This is a genomic window from Mesorhizobium sp. M0208, from assembly GCF_040322015.1.
Taxonomy (GTDB): Bacteria; Pseudomonadota; Alphaproteobacteria; order Rhizobiales; family Rhizobiaceae; genus Mesorhizobium.
In genome coordinates, this window is the sequence record NZ_JAMYSP010000015.1 from 69,719 (window position 1) to 87,532 (window position 17,814).

Here is a 17,814-nt window from a genome sequence, read left to right on the forward strand (position 1 = left end):
CCTGAGCTTTGGCCAACGTGAGTTTCGCTTCCTCGCCCGCGTGTCCAGAATAATCCTAATGAACATGGTAACGGGTCATTCAGCGCCATTGTCTAAAGAAGCAAATATGACGCCGCGTGCCAAACGTATTGTGGGCAAATCGATCGTCGTGACGATCATTGCAGTCGTCGCGACCTTCGCTCTGTCGTTTACGGCGAGACTTGCGCTGCAGATGCCGATCGACTGGCTGAGTTGGGTGGAATGCACCTTCATCCCCATTCTGATCGGAATGCCAGTCAGTGCCTATATCTTTGCCCAGGCGGAGACGATCCAGGAAACATGTGACAAGTTGGAGAAATCGTACGCGGCTCTGACAGAGGCGCATGACAGGCTCACCTTCGTCACCAGCCACGACCCGATGACAGGGCTCCTCAGTCGTGGTGAATTCATCGCAAGAATGGGCAGGAAGCGTGACGAAGGGGAATGCGACACACTGCTGCTCGTCGATCCAGATCACTTCTCACTGATCAACGACGAACACGGGCACTCCAAAGGTGACGAGGCTCTGGTTCGGATTGCAAAGGCGCTCGTCTATCTGACACGGCCAGGAGACTCGATCGGTCGCCTCGGCGGAGAAGAGTTTGGGGTCTTGTTACGCGACGTGCGCAAAGAGCAGGCAATTACAATTGCGGAAAACATCCGCCGTCTGATCGAGGTTAGTCCGATGGTGAAAGGGCAACAGGAGGGCATGAAGTTGACAGTCAGCATCGGCGGCGCGGCAATTCCTCCCGATGCAGATGCTCAGGATGTCCTTCGCACTGCAGGACGATGCCTTTTTGAAGCGAAACAGCGTGGGCGCAACCGTGTTTCGTTCGACTATGAAGCAACCAAGTTGCGTGTCGTGACGCCGTAACCGACCGCTTGGCGCACAGAAGCGCCTCGGCAGTCCGGTTATGCCGGTCGTTTTTTGCGGCACCAAGCCTATGGCGGCAACTTGCCATTCAGCCCTTCCGTTGACTGGCAATCTCGCGGAGTATTTTTCGCAAATGAGCAAAAAGGCCCGCTCCGTTTTCTGGAGCGGGCCTTTTGCCTGGGCGGTACTCAGAACCTTGCCGCGACGCCAAAGTTAAGCGCGAATGGTAAAGATCGACTAAATGTGGGGGATCTCATCGATTTGATTCAAATCGGAGTGCGGATAGTTCCTTTTCATTAAGGCGTGCAAAACATATGGGCGTGCACATGCTTGATTGCTCGGTTCTGGCAGGTTCCGGCCCCTGTCGTTATTGCGTACCAGAGACCGAGGCGGCTCATGCCGCCTCGATCGACGCGAGCTTCGTGCACATCCCAACAATGCTGCCCCCGCGGCTCGCGTCGATCACCCCGACGCAAATGCTGTGCTAGCCCCATCTGACCCAGTAAGGGGCAACTAGATGTGAGCTCAATCGGCCTGCCGTCGGCGCTTACGCCGGCTTGGGCGCAGCACCCATGGCAGGCGCCGCTTCCATTTTTCCCCTCGTGGCAAAGGGACGTCTTCCTGCCGCTTCTTCCTCGGGGGCCATCTAACTCCAGCCGGTGCGTTCGACACTTCCGGAACAAGCGCCCTTTCAACCGATGGCCCCTCGGGTGGCGGCGCCACGGGCAGGATCACATGCCTGACCTCCGATACAGCTTCCCCTGTGGTGAGCATCAAGCGAGAACGAAGATCTTCACCAGGCGAGATCGGCTGAGACGTCGCTTCAGCCACCACACTGTCCGTCTTTGCCTCCGCGACATCCTTCGCGAGGGCGGCCAAGTCGATGCCGGCCCAGATGGACTCTGGCCGCTTCACGAGCGCACGCTTCTGTTTGATCTCGACGACAAAGGGTCGGTTCTGCTGCTTCATGGCGCTCTCTCGTTGGATGTCAGGGAATCGCGACCGTCCTTTAGGCCGGATCGCAGCGCTTGGGCTATTCGCCGCCACGCATTTTCCAAAGGTTTTCGGCGACATTGCTGCCCGTCTAGCCACGACACAAGCGGCTCCTCGCCGAGGAAAAGGGCTGTCTTGCGGGAGCCAAAGTCTGGCCAGCCTGAGCCCGTTTTCGATTTTGTTCTCGCACCAAAATTCGGCAAGCGGATGATGACTCTGGTGTGTTGTGGAGGCACCTGCGAGAAGTTCCACAATCCGGCGCGGCGCGCATGAGGTTGACCAGGATTAGGCTTTTGTTGTCTTGAGCTTGGCTTGGGAAACCTGAGTATTGTCATCGGCGCAAACCGGGTCTTGCAATTTTCCGCTTTGCTGCGTTTAACTCCACGGCCTCAATATGAACCGGGCGGCCCAAAGGCTGGCCCTTTCTGCAAATTGTTACGAAGGAATATGTGCATATGGCAACCGGCACCGTGAAGTGGTTCAACAGCACCAAGGGATTTGGATTTATCCAGCCCGACAATGGTGGTCAGGATGTTTTCGTCCACATTTCCGCTGTCGAGCGCGCGGGCCTCTCGACCCTCGCTGACGGCCAGAAGATCAATTATGAGATCGAGCAGGACCGCCGCACCGGCAAATCCTCTGCTGGCAGCCTCAGCAAAGCTGGCTGATTTTTCTGCTGCGTCCCGAAGGACGCGGCTAGGTCCCGGATGTTTTGGCGACCGCTCGACAAGAGCGAGCAAGAACATGGGTAAACTGCAAGGCCGGGGCAGCAGATTGCTGCAAGGGCGTTGCGGATTCCTATGAAATAGAGTCGTTCGAAGGGAAGGCGGGGCTGGTCCCGCCTTTTGATATTCCGTGCAGATTACGCCAGTGGCTGCTGCCCATCAGAACAAAGCCCAAAGATTGACGTCAGGCTGCGGCCTTCTTGCCGGTCCTCTTGGGCGCCGGCGCTTCCGCCTCTTTCGGTTTGCGGCCGAGACCCATCGTCTTGGCCAACGCCGAGCGCGACGCAGCATAATTCGGCGCGACCATGGGGTAATCCGCCGGCAGACCCCATTTGGCGCGATAGTCGTCCGGCGTCAGCCCGTAGCGGGTCGAAAGATGGCGCTTGAGCGACTTGAATTTCTTCCCGTCGTTAAGGCAGATGAGGTAGTCCGGCGTCACCGACTTCCTGATCGGCACGGCAGGCTTGAGAGCCTCAGGGATTTCTGCGGAAACGTTGCCGATCGTGCCTTTCAATGCTGCGTGCACCTGGCCGATCAGGGCGGGGAGATCGCTCACCGGGACCGGATTGTTGGAGACATAGGCTGAGACGACATCAGCGGTGAGCTCGATGAGGGCGTCGATATTGTTGTCGGCTTCTTCTGTCATGAAAAAATCTCCGGGTGGGCTGAAAGACAGTCGGCGAAGTGTTGCTTCATAGTGGCGGTTGTCGCTCAAATCAATAAAACCCCGACAAATGCTAACCAGCGGTCTGATCATGCTTATCGCGGCGACCTGCCAGCAGGCTCATTGGCATTGCAGCAGCAGGGGCTGAACCAGCCGCCTGTTGCTTGCCCCTGCTCCTCTTCGGGTGGCGGGCCTTTTGCTTTCGGCGCCACCGCTTCTCGATGATCGATCGCCACCTGTCCCGCGTCCGCATCCCGAGCTTGTCAAAGATGGAAAGCGAGCGTGCCGGTTTGCTGCGGCGCTACGGTCCTAAGCCTGCCTGGCGGCCGGGCCCGTGTTTTCGGCCAATCATCTCGACGGTAACGAGGCGTAACGGTGAAATGCCTCGCGAGCAGGTGAGTGGGCGCATCCCGCGAAACGCCTCCGTGGCGCCCCGAATGTCGTGATCAGATACGGCTTGTACGCGTCCTCAACTGCCGCAGCTTTCATCGGCCCCGCACTTCGCCATCCGGGCTTGGGACACTGCCTGCTCTGCTTCCGTGCAACGTCCGCGATGGCGGCTCGATTCCTCGGCCGAGACGCCATTTTTGGCCGGCAATTCCAGCGCCGGCCTTGAACGGGTCATGCCGCATATCTCTTGGATGCCCCATCGTCGTGACCCCGCTTAACCCGGCCGGGCCTCCCGACCGCCGGATCGATAATAATGATCGCCTCTGGAGAATTGTTCTTGTTGTCGAGCGCGACGGTCTCCACCGTCTTGCCGTGTTCGACTCTTTGCCAATGGCCGGCACGCGGCCGAGCGATGTCATGGGTCTGTAGAGAATCATAAAAGCTCATCCAAGCGTAGCCGTCTCACGCGCCTTTGCGGCCATTTGCGGAACCACTTCCGTCAACTGGAGAACCGATTGTTTGTTCGCGAAGGCACTCGCAGAATCGATAATTGATTCCGACCACTTTATGGCCCTCCGATGCTTTGTGGATGCGCGCCTTGTAGGCCTCGCGGATCACCGGCGCCGCGAGCGAGCGCTCGAAGAGGGGTGGGATATATTTGCCGCCAGGAATGGTTGGCCAGATGCCCGCCCGCAGAAGATGTTGATGAACGTCGGATGGTCGGGTTGACGGAACAGGCATTCGCGCCAGCTCGGCGAGCGTCACGAACCGCGCCTTGAAGCTCTCCAGTTCAGCCCGTTCAAACGCCGGCACCATCTGCTTCGACGATTGCATTCTAGCATCCCGCAGCCATTTTTCACGCTTGAGCATGTAGACCGTGTCGGGGGTGACGCCGAGATATTTCACTGCCTCATCGGGCCGCATGAACCCCGGCTCGGCTTCGCGGTGGAGCGCGCCATTCACCTCTGAGGTATTCACCACGATCTGTAGAATCCCCCGTTCATGGCGAAGACGGCCCACGGCCCAGAAGTCCCCACGCAAAAGCCCAGTGACGATCTCTTCCGAAGACCTAAAACAGATGCGCACCGCCGACATGATCGGCGCGCATCCGGGAGGGGAATGATCCATCAGCGGTGCATTGCGATGAAGCCGTGTCAGGAACTGGTCCAGATCAGCGATGATGTACCGCGACGGGAGCACGCCATCCGACGGAAAGGCCCGTGCGATAAGACCCTGATGAACCAGGGTCTTGAAGAACGCGTGTTTGATGTTGAGATATTTCCGAGCCTCGCTTGTTTCACAGGAAGAGCGGAAGAACGTGACCAGCGGCGCCTCGATCGATCTGGGCGCCACGCGGCTGCGCGTGGGCTCCGCCGACGGCTCCATCAATGACAGGAGCACCGCGACGTTCGTTACACGCCCCACCGAGCAACGGCACAGTTTCGCCACCGCTCCGATGGTGGTGAGTTCACCGCCCGTCGGTGGCTGGCCCAGCACCCTGGTCTGGGCTGTTATGGGGATATGCTGCTCGATGTGATGGCGGACCGCCACCCGTAATGGCTCAAACGCCGCTTCGGCGGACAGACCGAGCCAGTTTTGCAGCTTGCCATACACTCCCATCGGGGACCGGCGGCCGACCGGACACGTCTCGAGCATTTGATCCAGCACGGCATTGAACCTGCGCGGAAAGTCGAGGCAGGCGCGGAACCCGGCGGACATGGCACGCGCGCGATCGCCTGGCGTCGACCTTGTCCAGCTTGGCGCGGTGCTTCCCCAAAGGGCGGCGGCTCCCACCCAACGCATCACGTCGACCGCGTCCGCGAACGCAAGACCGTCGAGGAACTCATGGGTAATGCGCGGCGCGCCGACCAATCGGCCCACCAGATAGGCATCCCCGATGTGGTCGTCTGGCTGTAGCCGCTCGCTCATGCCATGCACGACCTCCTGCCCGCAGGGGCATCGCATCGGTGAGAGCGTCTTGCGATCGAACGCGACCCCGCAATGCGGGCAGGCCGATAGCAACACCCTGCCGTGAATAGGACAAGTGGATATGGGCGCCACGTCCCACCACGACCGCCGCCATGGCCGGTGCGCTGTCGGCCCGGCGCGCGTCTCCATATCGAGTTTCAGGCAGTCCGTGCAGACCCGGCCAAACGCGGTTCCGGTATTGCCGCTTTTCGTGATCGTTTCCCCCGCAAGAACCAGCCGTTTGCCATCGCGAAGGATGGAACGGTGACGAAGATGTTCGAGCGGAGTGACCGTCAGCGCCGCGACGGTTGCGAGGGTGTGTCCGCGCTCGACATCGGTGACGAAGTATCCATAGCTGGGTATCTGAAGCTGCTGCGCCAGTTCCGTGCCGGTGACGCAGCCGTGACGCAACACCAGGCGGTTGAACAACGCCCACGCCGGCTCGAACGGCGCGGGTCGAACCCGAAGCGGCAGGCGATGCAGCGACACTTTCATCGCTCGCCATTGCCGAAGGGGCGATATGATCCGCGCCCCGTGCCGCGCAGGCGCGTCGTTCTGCTCTGATCCGATGGCGGGGAAGCAGATCCGCCAAGTTGCCACATCTCCCGCAACCGATCGTTCGAACAGAGGAACGGGTTGTCGCGCTCAACGTCCGCTCGGGCGAGCGCGATCAACTGGCCGTCATCGACGATCATGTCGAAGTCCAGGATTTCCTCCGATGCCGCTCCATAAGCACCGAACCAGCTCGTATGAACCTCGCCAAGCAGTTCCAGGTCGACCGAACGTTTGTCTCTGGCGAGGGCCAACGTCAGCGCCTGGCTCAGATATTTGGACAGCATTCCGATCTCGCCGCGCGACGCGACATAGATGCGTTTGGCGAGCTCGTGCTTCGCCAGGCCCGAAGGGTCCGGAAGACGCATCATCTTCTCCATGACCCCCAGTACGCTGGAGAACATCGTTCGGCCGCTCCTGCTCAGCCAGCTATAGGGTTTGAGGATAACCGGAGGCTGGAGCCGCCGGCGAAGCTGCATGGTCTTCTGCCCGGGCGCCGCGATGTCGAGGAGTTGCGGCAGCCCGGCGATCACGATCTGCACCTTCACCCGGTTGAGCAGCGATTTGATGAACTCGGTCACTTCGGCTGTCGCGTCCGGGTTGGCCTCGTTCACCATGTGATGCCCTTCATCGATGAAGATCAGCTCCGTGCCCATCTCCTCGGCGTAGAAGGCGATCTTTTCGATGACGTCGCTGGTGTTCCAATGGTCGCGCGCCTTGTAGCCATAGGCGCCCAGTATGGCCGCGACGAGCGCCCGCCGGGTGGTGCGTTCCGGCGCCTCGACATACACGATCCGGCGAATGTCTCCGTCGTGGAGACGAGCGATCTCAGGTGGCGACTGCGACGCGGTTTCGAGCGTGAGATCGGGGAAGTCCGCCATGTAGTCTTCGAGCGCCGTCGTCTTGCCGGAGCCCGAGGCTCCGACGATCAGCAGCGCTCGCGCCTTGAACCGGCGATCGCTGCCTTGCGGGCGATACCGTCCATGAAGTGCGCGGATTGCTGCTTTCGCCTCGACATGCCGGCTATGCGGGATCACAGATGTCTCGAAGGTCAGCACTACGTCCGGCACTGACGGCGCGAGGGGCGCGGAGGCGATCGTGGCCATTGTCATCGGCCAGCCTCCGACCACTGCGCGACCAGCGCCTCGATATCAGCGTCCAGATCGACGATCGTGGGCGCGGCTATGGCCGGCGGCGGCAGTTCGGCATCGACCGCAACAACCCTTGGGGCGGTCGATGCCGAAGCGCCATGCAATGGCGTGAATTGCTCGCCGTTGAAGTCATAGCGCGCAGCGCGGGCCACGCTTTTCGCTTTCGTCCCCTTTTTATAGAGGTCGCTCACCGACTGTTCCGCCGTTCGGCGCGCTTCCTCAAGGTGCCCGATCGTCACCGGCGCATGCCGGGGAAGATTCCGTCGCGCGATCGCGCGATGCACCTTGTGCTGGTATTTGGACACGCCCCGCGACACGGACGGATCGGTGCAGGGAATCATCAGCCACTCGCCGCGCTCGTCGTCGAGCAACCAGACCTCGCCCAGATCATAGGGATCGAAGCGCAGCTCCCACTCCTTTTCGAGGCCGCCGCGACGTGCCAGCAACGGCTCCAGCTTGGTCCGATCGGCATAGATCAGGCCCTCGTACTGGATGCCGATATTCGAGATGCACCGCCGGAAGGTCTCCCCGGTAAGCCGCACGATATGGTCGAAGTCGGGAACCGGACGTACCGGATAAAGCGCCGTGAGCTGACGCCAGCGCTCGATCGGACGGCATTGCAGCGTGTCGTGGACCGTCTCGTGATAGTCGTCGACGATCCATTTCAGGATCATCCGGTTGACCTCGGCAAGCGGCAACCGAGCCCGCGCCGTCGGATCGTACTGATCCATTGTCCGCGACAGCGTCGTTCCCTCTTCATGGCTGAACACCTGCACGCCGATCGTCTGGAAGATCCGCTCGACCGCGCCCTTCAGCCACGGCATCTTCACCGGCAGATTGACGACGCCGAAGTCCAGCATCGATGCCGACAACAGCAGAGATTGCGACCGGAACTCCTTGCCGTTGTCGCAGATCACCCATTCAGGCACTCCATGACACGGCCAGTCATGATCGATCCCTTCAATCGCCGACAGGTCCTTCTTCCAGAAGGCATGAGCAAGCGCGCGCTGCAAGGACGCATAGGATGGTACCTCGAAGCTCAGATGCGCGCCGACGATGACCCGCGTGGCGCGGTCGAGCAGCACGGTCAGCCAGGGTCGGCCGAGCGGTCGCAGCGTGTCGGGATGCACCACCACCAGATCGATCAGGCAATGATCCACTTCGACCTCTTCCAGCGGGCGCTCGGGTAGCCTGGTCCGCTCGAAGATGCCGAACTTCAGCCAGGCGGCCCGGCGGCCGAAGCGCTGCTCGAACTCCTGGCGTTCGGTATAATTGTCGCGGATGAACACCCTGAATGTGCGGTCGCTTACCGGCGTCACACCCTCGTCGCGGCAGAGGTCCAGATATTTGCCGTAGGCATAGTTCTTCCGCCGTCGCGGCATGCCGAGATACCAGGCTTCGATCGCGCGCCGCATCAGCTTGTAGGTGTCGACCCTGTCGCCATCCTCTTTCGGATGCCTTGGCGCGCGCGAGCCCCGCAGATGATAGAGCGGGATGAGCAGACGGATGTCACGCCCATGGCGGCTCCACACGCCATGCCAGCCACGCAACGTATAGGGATTGGGCCGAACCAGCGACTTTACACCGCGCCTGGTCGACCCGCTCGCGGATCTCCTGGCCCGATGCTCTTCCGCCGCCCGCCGCGCCGCAAATTCGGCATCTTCCCGTTCCCAGCGCGCGCAATGGGCGTCGAACACCGCCGAGGCCGCCGCCTCATAAGCCTCCATCAACGTCCGGTATTCACCCCTGATCGCATCCACCATGCGGACATAGGTTTCCCGCCGTTCGGCCTCGCGGCGAACCTCCTCCGGCCAGTATTCCCAAGTCCTGCCAAGAACCTCGCTCAGCTCCTTGGGCAGCCTGTCGGGATTGTGTGGATGATGCGTCAGCCTTCGGGTGCCATAGGCATCGTCGATTTCGTCGTCGGACCATGTCCGCTCGTCACCACCTCCATGAGGCCGCAACAGATAGCCGCCTCGTTTCCGGTCGATGACGTTCCACAAGGCAAGGTGTCCCTGCGGTTCCCGGATCGACAACGTGTCGCCACGCTGGAAGCGAAGAGGGATCGCGCTCATGGGCGATGTCCCCCGCGCCGCAACGCTGCGCCGGGCTCAAGCGCGACGTCGAGATCGACCTCCAGTTCCCCTACGGCGACCAGCGCGAGCACCATGTTGCAATGCTCCGGCTTGCCGCCCAGTGCATCCGTAGCCGCGCCGAGCGTCGGAAGCGATCCGACCGTATCGAGCTGCGCTGCAATCAGCACATCATCGGCGAGGAACGCTACTGCGGCGCGGATACGGCGCGCGTTGGCCAGGCGTGGTTGCCGCCGGATATCGCTGTCCAGCCAGATATCATGGGTGGCGCCGCGCGCCGCACACTCGGCCTCGATCGCGTCGAGCCGGCCACCAAGCATCGGATCGAGCGCGAACCGGGCGGCGGGCTTGACTTGCCGATAGACAGTACGGCCGTCCCTCATCACCACGCGAAGATCGGGCGTGTAGCGCCGCTGGCGTCCGCAATCTTCCCACGACAAAGTGTCCGGCTGTGCGGCAAACTCAGCAACCGCGGCATCCGTGTCCAGCACGAGCATCGCATCGCGCTCAAGCAAGCTCTCGTAAGGAAAACGCTGGCCCGCCTTGAGCGATTGATACCAACCCGTGCAGGAACCGTATCCCGGCCGCGCCGCCGGATTTCGTGCGGGCTGCGATATCTCACCAGCCCGCCGGATCGTTCGTCCGTTGCTCACAATTCATGGCCCCCCATAGCGAGACCGCGAATCGGAACTCAAGTCAGAACTCTAGTGAGGGTAACTACTTCCGCAAAGGGTGCTAATCGGTTCTGCCCAGAATGGGCGTCGCAGGCCTGCGCGACGTGCTGGTCTCTTACGCCATGTAGTCTTGCGATCTCGGTCATCGGTTTCGACCAGACCAGCCCATGAAGCTCGGCACGCGTCATTTTCAGCATGTTTCTTTCCGCTCGCATGAGTCATGAGCAACGCCAGTCAGCCTGTCGACACGACGAGGTCCCCTGCCTTATCTGCACGGTGTGAAGTTTTTTGGGTCGCTCGGGCCGCGCCACCCCAGCCTATCTTCCTTCACCTCCAACAGCGAAGCATTCAATCCTAATTCGTGAAGCATGGAGAAAACAAAAATTTGACTGGCAACCCAGGCTTCTGCGGCGCCGACCTTTCCGATTGGATACGAGAGCCAAACAGCCTAAACCCCTCGGAAAGTTTGCTGCCCAGACTCCCCCGTCCGGTCGAACGCCCTTGCGGTGCCGGCTGTCAATCCGGACTTTACGACGCCAAACGTCGCCTAATCCGTTCACGGCTCAATCGTGATTGTCCATTCCACCGCCATCGTTTCCTCTCCAAACAAAGCGACGTCATGGACTGCTCGGGCCTGACAACCCCTGTCCAACCCCAGAAAAGTTACCGGTCGCCTTATGGGCGCGATACAAAAGGCACAGGCTGAACCTGGCTGCCGGGGGCAGGGCTTGTCGACCGTTGGATCGAGAGTGCGAGATGAGGAGGACAACCACCGACCTGCAGAGCGGCAAGGCGCTCGCCTACCTCCCTGTCAGTCACCGTTAGCCGATGGTTTAGACGAAGATAGTCCGTCCATGTCGGCGTGCGGAATGTCTCGGTCCAAAGCGTCGGCTTCTGAAGGTCGCGCTGGAGGGTCCAGTCGCGCGCACCGGCACGGCTCTGAACGCGCCGCCTTTCACGCATGCAGCGCAGAAATTCCGCGATGTTCTCCTCGGCGATCAAGTACTCCACCTTGATCACGATGGGGCCGCTCCTGGGTTTCGGATCAAGTGCCAGTTCTGGTGGCGTGAAGTCGAAGGCCCCTTGATCTGATTCTTCCCACAGCTGTATCGGCAATAGCTTTCCCGCAGCTGCAACCAGGAAAAGTGCCCCTGCAGCACCTTCCAAAGCCAAGGTCAGGGAATAGTTCTGTGCGACGGTACCCCAGATCCAGCTGCCCGCTGCCATACCGCCGTAGGTCAAGGCGTAGTAGATCGACAGAGTGCGACCAACCACCCACCTTGGGCTTGCCAACTGCACACACACGTCGGTTCCGGTCCAGGTGACAACCCAGCCTGCGCCACCGATTGCAAGCGCGATCGCCGCCACAGCCACCGATGATGTGAGAGCCAGCAAAAGGCAACACGTTGCGCAGGCAACGGACGCGAGCGTGATCAATCGATTCTGGGACGTGATGCGTCTCAGGTAGCTATTGCTAATACCGGCGATCAAGGCGCCTGTGCCGAAACCGGCCAAAAGGATGCCGTAAACGATTGGCCCCCCTGCCAGCTGGTCGCGAACCAGGAGGGGGAGCAGGGCAAGGATCGAGATGCTTGACAGGCCGAACAGGGTTGCACGTACAATCGCCACTCTGATCTCCGAGGAAATCGCGGTGAAGCGCATGCCATCATGAATGGCCGTCGTCATCCGCTCGCGCGGAAGAGGCGAAGAGCGAACTTGCCATTTGGAGCGCAGGACTGCGCTCAACGGGACCAGGTCGCTCAGAGCAGCGAAGGCAAAAGCCGACAGCGGTCCCAGAAACGCCAAAATTACACCGCCCAGCGCCGGTCCTATGCTTCGAACAACGTTGTACCCCACCGACATCAGCGTCACCGCAGCGGGTATCTCGCGCTTTTCCAGGATGTCGCCGACGGAGGCGTGCCAGGCTGGATCGTTCAAGGCAAAGCCGCACCCGGCCAGGAAACTCAGCCCCAGGATCAGCCATGGACTGACAGAGCCCAGCCCCACGGAGAGAGCCAGCGCGGTGGATGCCAGTGCGATCAGGCAATGTCCGGCAAGCATCACGCCGCGGCGGCTGAAGCTGTCTGCAATTGCTCCAGCAACAATCGACAAGAAGAAGGCCGGCAGCGTCGATGCCGCCTGCACGAGCGCAACCATCAGATCGGAGGCTGAAATCGTGGCCATGAGCCAGCTTATGGCAACGCTCTGCACGAGCCAGCCAAGGCTGGATATCTGCGTGGCTGTCCAGATCGAACGAAAGACCGGGTTCTGAAGAGGGATCAGTGTGGTTGCCGCAAAAGGGCGGGAATCTCGACGCATGACTTCTCACCTCCACCACGTCGTTCTTTCGCTCACGCACCTGGTGACAGCAGTGCGCGTACGCACGGCTGCGTCACAACCAAGTTCCGATATCGCTCGCGCAACACAGCCGATGTCGCATCCACGGTGCTGATGCGCGATGTATGTGCCAGTTGGCGTCAGCTGGTCTGGGTCGCGCAGCCCGACGGGGTGCGGTCTGCCCTGCGACTCTTGGCCCTGGAAGGTGCTACCGCGCCCATGGCTTGGTTGTCAAACTGCCGCGGGCTGGCAGCGCCCGTAGCATCGGCTGGACGATTTCAGGCAAGCAACAATGACACGAAACTGGGGAACAGCGAAGCCAGTTGACGTCCAGCGAAGACCGCTGGACGTGTCCCATCTGCCCGGCCGACTGCCTGCATGCTCACGAGACATCTCCCTACCGCTGCTAGACTTAGCCACACCTTCGCGCGCCGCTCTGCAAAAATGCGCCTGAGCCTCATCGTCAGGTAGAGCCGGGTATCGGTCAGCGCCTCAAGCATTTTTTCACTTGCGAAAACGTGGACCACGTTGGGTGGGCGTTTTCGCTTATCCTCGAATTTCCGCGGACCTTTCCCCGCCAAAGTTGCGGTTGAAATTTACTTTTTCCGAATTGTTCGATGCTACGGACCAACACGCAGCCACTACTCTGGGGCGGGGGAGTGAAATCAGTGATGCAGCGTCTGTCTACCGCAAGGTTAGGTGAGCTTCTGGCGGGAGATCTGCGGGCTTTTGGCGGGCCCTCGACGATCGAACCACTTGCCGGCCGAATAAGGGCGGAGCAGGTCAGTATTGTCCTTCGCAACACATCTCTTGGCATGGTTGCGAATATACTCAATGCGGCCACTTTTGTTATGGCGGTCTGGGGCTCGCCCGACCAAACGAAAGCCATCCTCTGGGCGAGTGTGATCATCGTCGCCGCTGGTTTCGTCGGCCTAAGAGCGAGATCATCGTTTCTATCGGTCAAACCAAGGTCGGTGTCTCGCCGGACAACGCAAAACCTGGTGCGCAACGCCTTCTTGTTCGGCACTTGGTGGGGCGCACTTCCCGTTCTGTTCTTCGGCGGGGCAACGAGCGCGGCCCAGGTCGTTATTACCTGCCTGAGCGCGGGGATGATCGCAGGCGGTGCCGCTTCCTTTTACACGATTCCCATTGCGGCCATCGCGTATACGCTACCGATCTTCATCGGTTCGGCGGTCGCGATTGGGTGGGTGGAAGACGCCGTCAACCTGCCCGTCGCAATCCTGATAGTGAGTTACGCCATCACGCTGTTTCGTGCAGTGCTTGCTCACGCGTCCGAATTTACCCAACGCTTCATTCTGCAAGCGGAAAGCGAAAACGCCATTCGCAGGGATGTTCTAACCAGTTTGCCAAACCGGTTCAGCTTCAACGAGCGGCTGGAGAACGCGTTGGTGGACGCAAAGCAGTTTGACCAGCACTTTGCGCTGCTTCTGTTCGATCTTAGCAATTTTGACGAGGTGAATGATCACTTTGGCCGAGCAATAGCGGATGCCGCTTTGGTCGAAGTCGCTGCGCGACTTCGCAAATCGACACGGGAGAGCGACGGCATCGCCAGATTGGAGGGTGGCGAATTTGCAATAATCGCTGCGCGCGATATCAGGCCAGATCAAATCAGGTCCTTGGCCAAACAGATCATAGATGCCATGCGCGCCCCGTTCTTGATCGAAGGGCGCGAGATATACTGCAGGCCCTCTCTCGGCATCGCTTTGGCGCCCACTGACGGTTTGGATGCCAACCAACTCCTGCGGTGCGTCGACACCGCGCTACACAGGGCGAAGACGCTGGGGGCGGGCTCCATCCAGTTTTTCAGCCCAGGCGACGATGAAGCTGCTGCAAGGCGCCATGCCCTTGAACGCGATCTGGCTTCTGCGCTGGTCAATGACCAGCTTTCGCTCGCATTTCAACCCTTTCTCGATCTCGCGAGCGATCGCATTCGAGGTTTTGAAGCGCTGCTGCGGTGGCAGCATCCGACCTTTGGCGCGATACCTCCGTCGGAGTTCATAACCATTGCTGAAGAAACGGGTTTGATTCACTCCATCGGACACTGGGTCGTCAAAACGGCTTGTTTGGCGGCTGCGCGCTGGCCGCGCGACTTGCGGGTCTCCGTAAATTTGTCGGTAGTTCAGCTTAAGGACAAGGCCTTGCTGGATGGAATTGAAGTGGCCTTGGCTGAAGCCGGGTTGGAGCCCCGAAGACTGGAGGTCGAGATCACGGAAACTGTGCTGATTTCGAATTTTGAGGAAACGATTTCATTATTGCAATCGTTAATTTCGCTATCCGTCACAGTTGCTCTTGACGATTTTGGCACCGGCTATTCGTCACTCACTTACCTTCGAAAACTGCCTCTTTCGCGGCTCAAGATCGACCGATCTTTTGTCCAGGATATGCTGACTGATGCCGACTGCGCCGCGATTGTAAGATCATTGATTGACCTGGCGCATGAGCTTCGAATTGAGGTAACCGCCGAAGGCGTGGAAACTCCCCAACAGCTCGACTATCTGCGCCGCGTCAGATGCGATGAAGCTCAAGGCTATTTGATCGGGAAACCTGTGCGGATAGGCGACATTCCTGGCTCGCTGAAATCCGGCGCGTCCCTCACTTGATCAGTATCGACGAGGGGCGCGCAGGATTACCCCGGTCGCCTTTCCAGCCTCCCCATCGATACCTGCAAGAACCTGGAACGCGGCTTTTGCAGCTCCTCCACCGCCAGTCCTAGGCGACAACGCTATCGGCGGTCAGCCCGATCAGGCTTGATGTGCCTCTCGTATTCTCGGCGGCCATGGTGTTGCCCGGATGGGTTCTTTGTGCGGACGCCACTATCGTGGCGGCGTCATCGGCACAGGAAGAACGGTTTTTTCGCCTAGACCTTGATGAAGCCGGCATAACTCAGCCGCAAAGTGCCGCAGGCATGAATCCGCGAGGTTTCGTGGCGAGTGACTTGGCTCCTGTGCGGGGTCCATTTCCCGCTCTTTCGGCTTAATTCCCTTGTTCCAGCCCGGACCTTGCCGATCAACCCGCTTCGGGGTCGGACTACGCAAGCGTGCCGTCGCTCAAGGCTTCGCCATCGCGATGATCGCGATCCCGGCTGGACCCGACGGGCGCCTGTCGAGCGGGGAATGGTCCCCGCGAACACGGGAGCCAAACAAATGTCGCACGAACTCAGCCTCGCTCAGAGCCACGCCTGGAACCTCGCTCGCATCCTGATGACGCCGGTCATCCTGTTCAAGGTCAATGACAACGAGTACGGCGTTCTCCCTGCCGAAGACCTCGACGGCGACGAAGTCGACGCGATCGCCGAATACTGCCCATTCACAGGCGGTCGGCCGGTTCATTGAACCGGCCCTCTATGCCACGGCGTGCCGCTTGCGAGCGGCAGGCCGCAAGGGAGGCTGCGCCGCGGCGGAAGCCGCGCCCTTGCGCCCTTTGCTCTTCGCGGCGGTCGTGGAGTGTTCCGCGAATTGAGAGGAATTGATAGACTTGGAGAAAGGCCGACCGCAGGCTGCCAGGAGAGAAGAATGGAAAAGGCGGATATAGAAGAGCTGCGCGGCCGGGTCGGCTGTGCCGCGGTGTTGGAGACCGGCGGCTTTACGGTCGACCTCAAGGAAAGCACTCGCAAAGCGGTCAAATATCGTCGTGGCGACGATATCATCATCGTCATCCATGACGGCAAGGGATGGTTCGACCCGTTGTCGGATCGAAAGGGCGATGTCTATTCGCTGGTGCAGCATCTGGATGGCGGCGATTTCCTGGAAGCCCTCTTGCAGGTAGCCTCGCTTGCGGGGTTCGTGCCGAGCGAGCCGGAATGGAAACGACAGTCTCGGGGGACCGAACCCGGCCAGTCAGTTCCGAAGCGATGGGCGGCCCGACGCAAGCCGTGGCGCGGATCGGCGACCTGGCGCTATCTGCGCGATGAGCGGCACATTCCCGAACAGGTCATTGCGACTGCGATCGCTCAGAACGTTCTGAGGGAAGGCCCGCGCGGCAGCATGTGGGCCGCCCACAGCGACGCGGCCGGTCTCGTCACCGGCTGGGAGGAGCGTGGCCCGCAATGGCGTGGTTTTGCCGCCGGGGGCGGCAAGGTGTTGTTCCGGTTGGGGTCCGAGACAGCCACCCGCATCTGCGTCAGCGAAGCGGCCATCGACGCCATGAGCCTGGCCGCGATCGAACGGATCCGGCGCGATACGCTCTATGCCAGCACGGGCGGCGGCTGGTCCCCGGCGACGGACACAGCGCTTCGCCTGTGGGCGGGGAGGCCGAACACACGGCTTGTAGCGGCCACCGACGCCAACCCGCAGGGCGAGGCATTCGTGTCGAGGCTGCGTGAGCTTGCCGGCGAGCTCGCCTGTGACTTTGAGCGGCTGAAGCCGCGCGCCGAAGACTGGAACGCGATGCTGCAGGACGCGGCATCCGCCTGATAGCGCCGATCACTCAACCGCAGCGCAGAATTGAAGATCGCCGGCCGTTGTCATGTCCGCTCGAAAGGGTGCGCACGTTGCCATGACAGCCGGTTCGCACCGCCAAATTGGGGAGGGCAACAAGGAAAGGGAGAAAAGAAAAGGAAACCCGGCTGCCGCATGCCCGCCGGTCGCGTGCAAGGGTGAAGCTTCGCCCGGCTGCGCCGGCCCTTGACCCGCCCGGACGGAGAGGCGGCCGCAGGGGAGGGGTCATGAAGGGCTGAAGATGATGGGCATCCACGAGGGTGCTGCGCGCTCAGGCCCGACGAGGCTGAAGGAGCCCGCAAATGAACCCCTTTTTTCCCAATCGTAAAGTCTACCAGGGCATCGCCGACCGCCGGCAGATGTTTCGCATGTTCGATCGCCATGCGCAGCGCCCGAACCGGGAGCATGTCGATGCCGGATTTCTCTATAGCGGCGAGTGGTTCGAAGTCGGCCGCGTCGAGCACGACTACATGCTGGAGATCCTGCCACCGCTCTGGATGCGGGGCGACATGTTCGCGCTGCGCGAGTTCCTTACCGACAGCATCACCAGCGTCTTCTACACGCTGCGCATCGACGGCAAAACGCGCTACTTCCATGCCTACTGCGATCTGAATGTGGCGCGATCGCCTGCCGAAATGCGCGATGCCATCGTCGAGCGCGAGTCCTGGCCGGTGAAGGCGATGACGCGCGAGGAGCGGCTCGAGCATATCTGGAGCGCCACGCACGACGAGTATCGTGGCTATGCCGGGGACCGCTGGCTGCCGGAGCATCACGGCATGCGCACGGTGCACTGTTATGGCGGCCGGCAGGCCGCCGTGCTGAAGCTGCTCGATGAGCTCACCGATGATGAGATCGCGGCGAAGCTGCCGGTGCATCTGCGCCACCTTCCCCTGGCCGTTGCCGCGTGAGGGGGCTGCG

The 17,814-nt window shown here is 60.8% G+C and carries 13 protein-coding genes; 6 read left to right on the top strand and 7 right to left on the bottom strand.

The features are described 5' to 3' along the window. Nucleotides 1–58 precede the first annotated feature (58 nt). Nucleotides 59–892 carry a GGDEF domain-containing protein gene (locus NKJ17_RS16960; protein ID WP_352689494.1) on the top strand — a complete coding sequence of 278 codons (834 nt, stop codon included), beginning with the start codon at nt 59–61 and terminating at the stop codon, nt 890–892. A gap of 525 nt (nt 893–1,417) precedes the next feature. Here NKJ17_RS16960 and NKJ17_RS16965 read toward each other — a convergent pair. After that, a complete protein-coding gene (locus NKJ17_RS16965; protein ID WP_352689495.1) occupies nt 1,418–1,861 on the bottom strand; it encodes a hypothetical protein in 444 nt (147 codons plus the stop codon). A 479-nt stretch (nt 1,862–2,340) separates the two neighbouring features. Between NKJ17_RS16965 and NKJ17_RS16970 the strand changes: the two genes are divergently transcribed. Beyond that, nucleotides 2,341–2,553, top strand: coding sequence for a cold-shock protein (locus NKJ17_RS16970; protein ID WP_023749661.1), 213 nt, complete (start codon nt 2,341–2,343; stop codon nt 2,551–2,553). Between the two features lie 241 nt (nt 2,554–2,794). On the opposite strand, the gene NKJ17_RS16975 is transcribed toward NKJ17_RS16970, so the two are convergent. The 6 genes from NKJ17_RS16975 to NKJ17_RS17000 form a co-directional block, all read right to left on the bottom strand. Further along, on the bottom strand, nt 2,795–3,256 hold the full coding sequence (locus NKJ17_RS16975) for a Ros/MucR family transcriptional regulator (RefSeq protein ID WP_352689496.1): 462 nt from the start codon (nt 3,254–3,256) through the stop codon (nt 2,795–2,797). An 870-nt stretch (nt 3,257–4,126) separates the two neighbouring features. Then, entirely contained in the window at nt 4,127–6,127 is a 2,001-nt protein-coding gene (locus tag NKJ17_RS16980; RefSeq protein ID WP_352689497.1) for a TniQ family protein, read from the bottom strand. Then, nucleotides 6,124–7,296, bottom strand: a complete 1,173-nt coding sequence (locus tag NKJ17_RS16985) for an ATP-binding protein (protein ID WP_352689498.1) — start codon at nt 7,294–7,296, stop codon at nt 6,124–6,126. Before NKJ17_RS16985 ends, NKJ17_RS16980 begins: the two co-directional genes overlap by 4 nt. Next, nucleotides 7,293–9,410: a TnsB C-terminal domain-containing protein gene (locus NKJ17_RS16990; protein ID WP_352689499.1), complete on the bottom strand. Its 2,118-nt coding sequence runs from the start codon at nt 9,408–9,410 to the stop codon at nt 7,293–7,295. The genes NKJ17_RS16985 and NKJ17_RS16990 overlap by 4 nt, the downstream gene beginning before the upstream one ends. Beyond that, a complete protein-coding gene (locus NKJ17_RS16995) occupies nt 9,407–9,943 on the bottom strand; it encodes a hypothetical protein (protein WP_352689500.1) in 537 nt (178 codons plus the stop codon). Before NKJ17_RS16995 ends, NKJ17_RS16990 begins: the two co-directional genes overlap by 4 nt. Nucleotides 9,944–10,777: 834 nt before the next feature. Then, entirely contained in the window at nt 10,778–12,421 is a 1,644-nt protein-coding gene (locus NKJ17_RS17000; protein ID WP_352689501.1) for an MFS transporter, read from the bottom strand. A 689-nt stretch (nt 12,422–13,110) separates the two neighbouring features. Here NKJ17_RS17000 and NKJ17_RS17005 point away from each other — a divergent pair. From NKJ17_RS17005 to NKJ17_RS17020, 4 genes are all read left to right on the top strand, one after another. Continuing rightward, complete coding sequence (locus NKJ17_RS17005; RefSeq protein ID WP_352689562.1) at nt 13,111–15,060, top strand: putative bifunctional diguanylate cyclase/phosphodiesterase; 1,950 nt, start codon at nt 13,111–13,113, stop codon at nt 15,058–15,060. A gap of 543 nt (nt 15,061–15,603) precedes the next feature. Next, nucleotides 15,604–15,792 (top strand): hypothetical protein, encoded by a 189-nt coding sequence (locus tag NKJ17_RS17010; protein ID WP_352689502.1) that lies wholly within the window; start codon nt 15,604–15,606, stop codon nt 15,790–15,792. A 180-nt stretch (nt 15,793–15,972) separates the two neighbouring features. Next, nucleotides 15,973–16,872 carry a DUF3991 and toprim domain-containing protein gene (locus NKJ17_RS17015; protein ID WP_352689503.1) on the top strand — a complete coding sequence of 300 codons (900 nt, stop codon included), beginning with the start codon at nt 15,973–15,975 and terminating at the stop codon, nt 16,870–16,872. Between the two features lie 326 nt (nt 16,873–17,198). Then, complete coding sequence (locus NKJ17_RS17020; RefSeq protein ID WP_352689504.1) at nt 17,199–17,804, top strand: DUF1419 domain-containing protein; 606 nt, start codon at nt 17,199–17,201, stop codon at nt 17,802–17,804. Nucleotides 17,805–17,814: the final 10 nt, after the last annotated feature.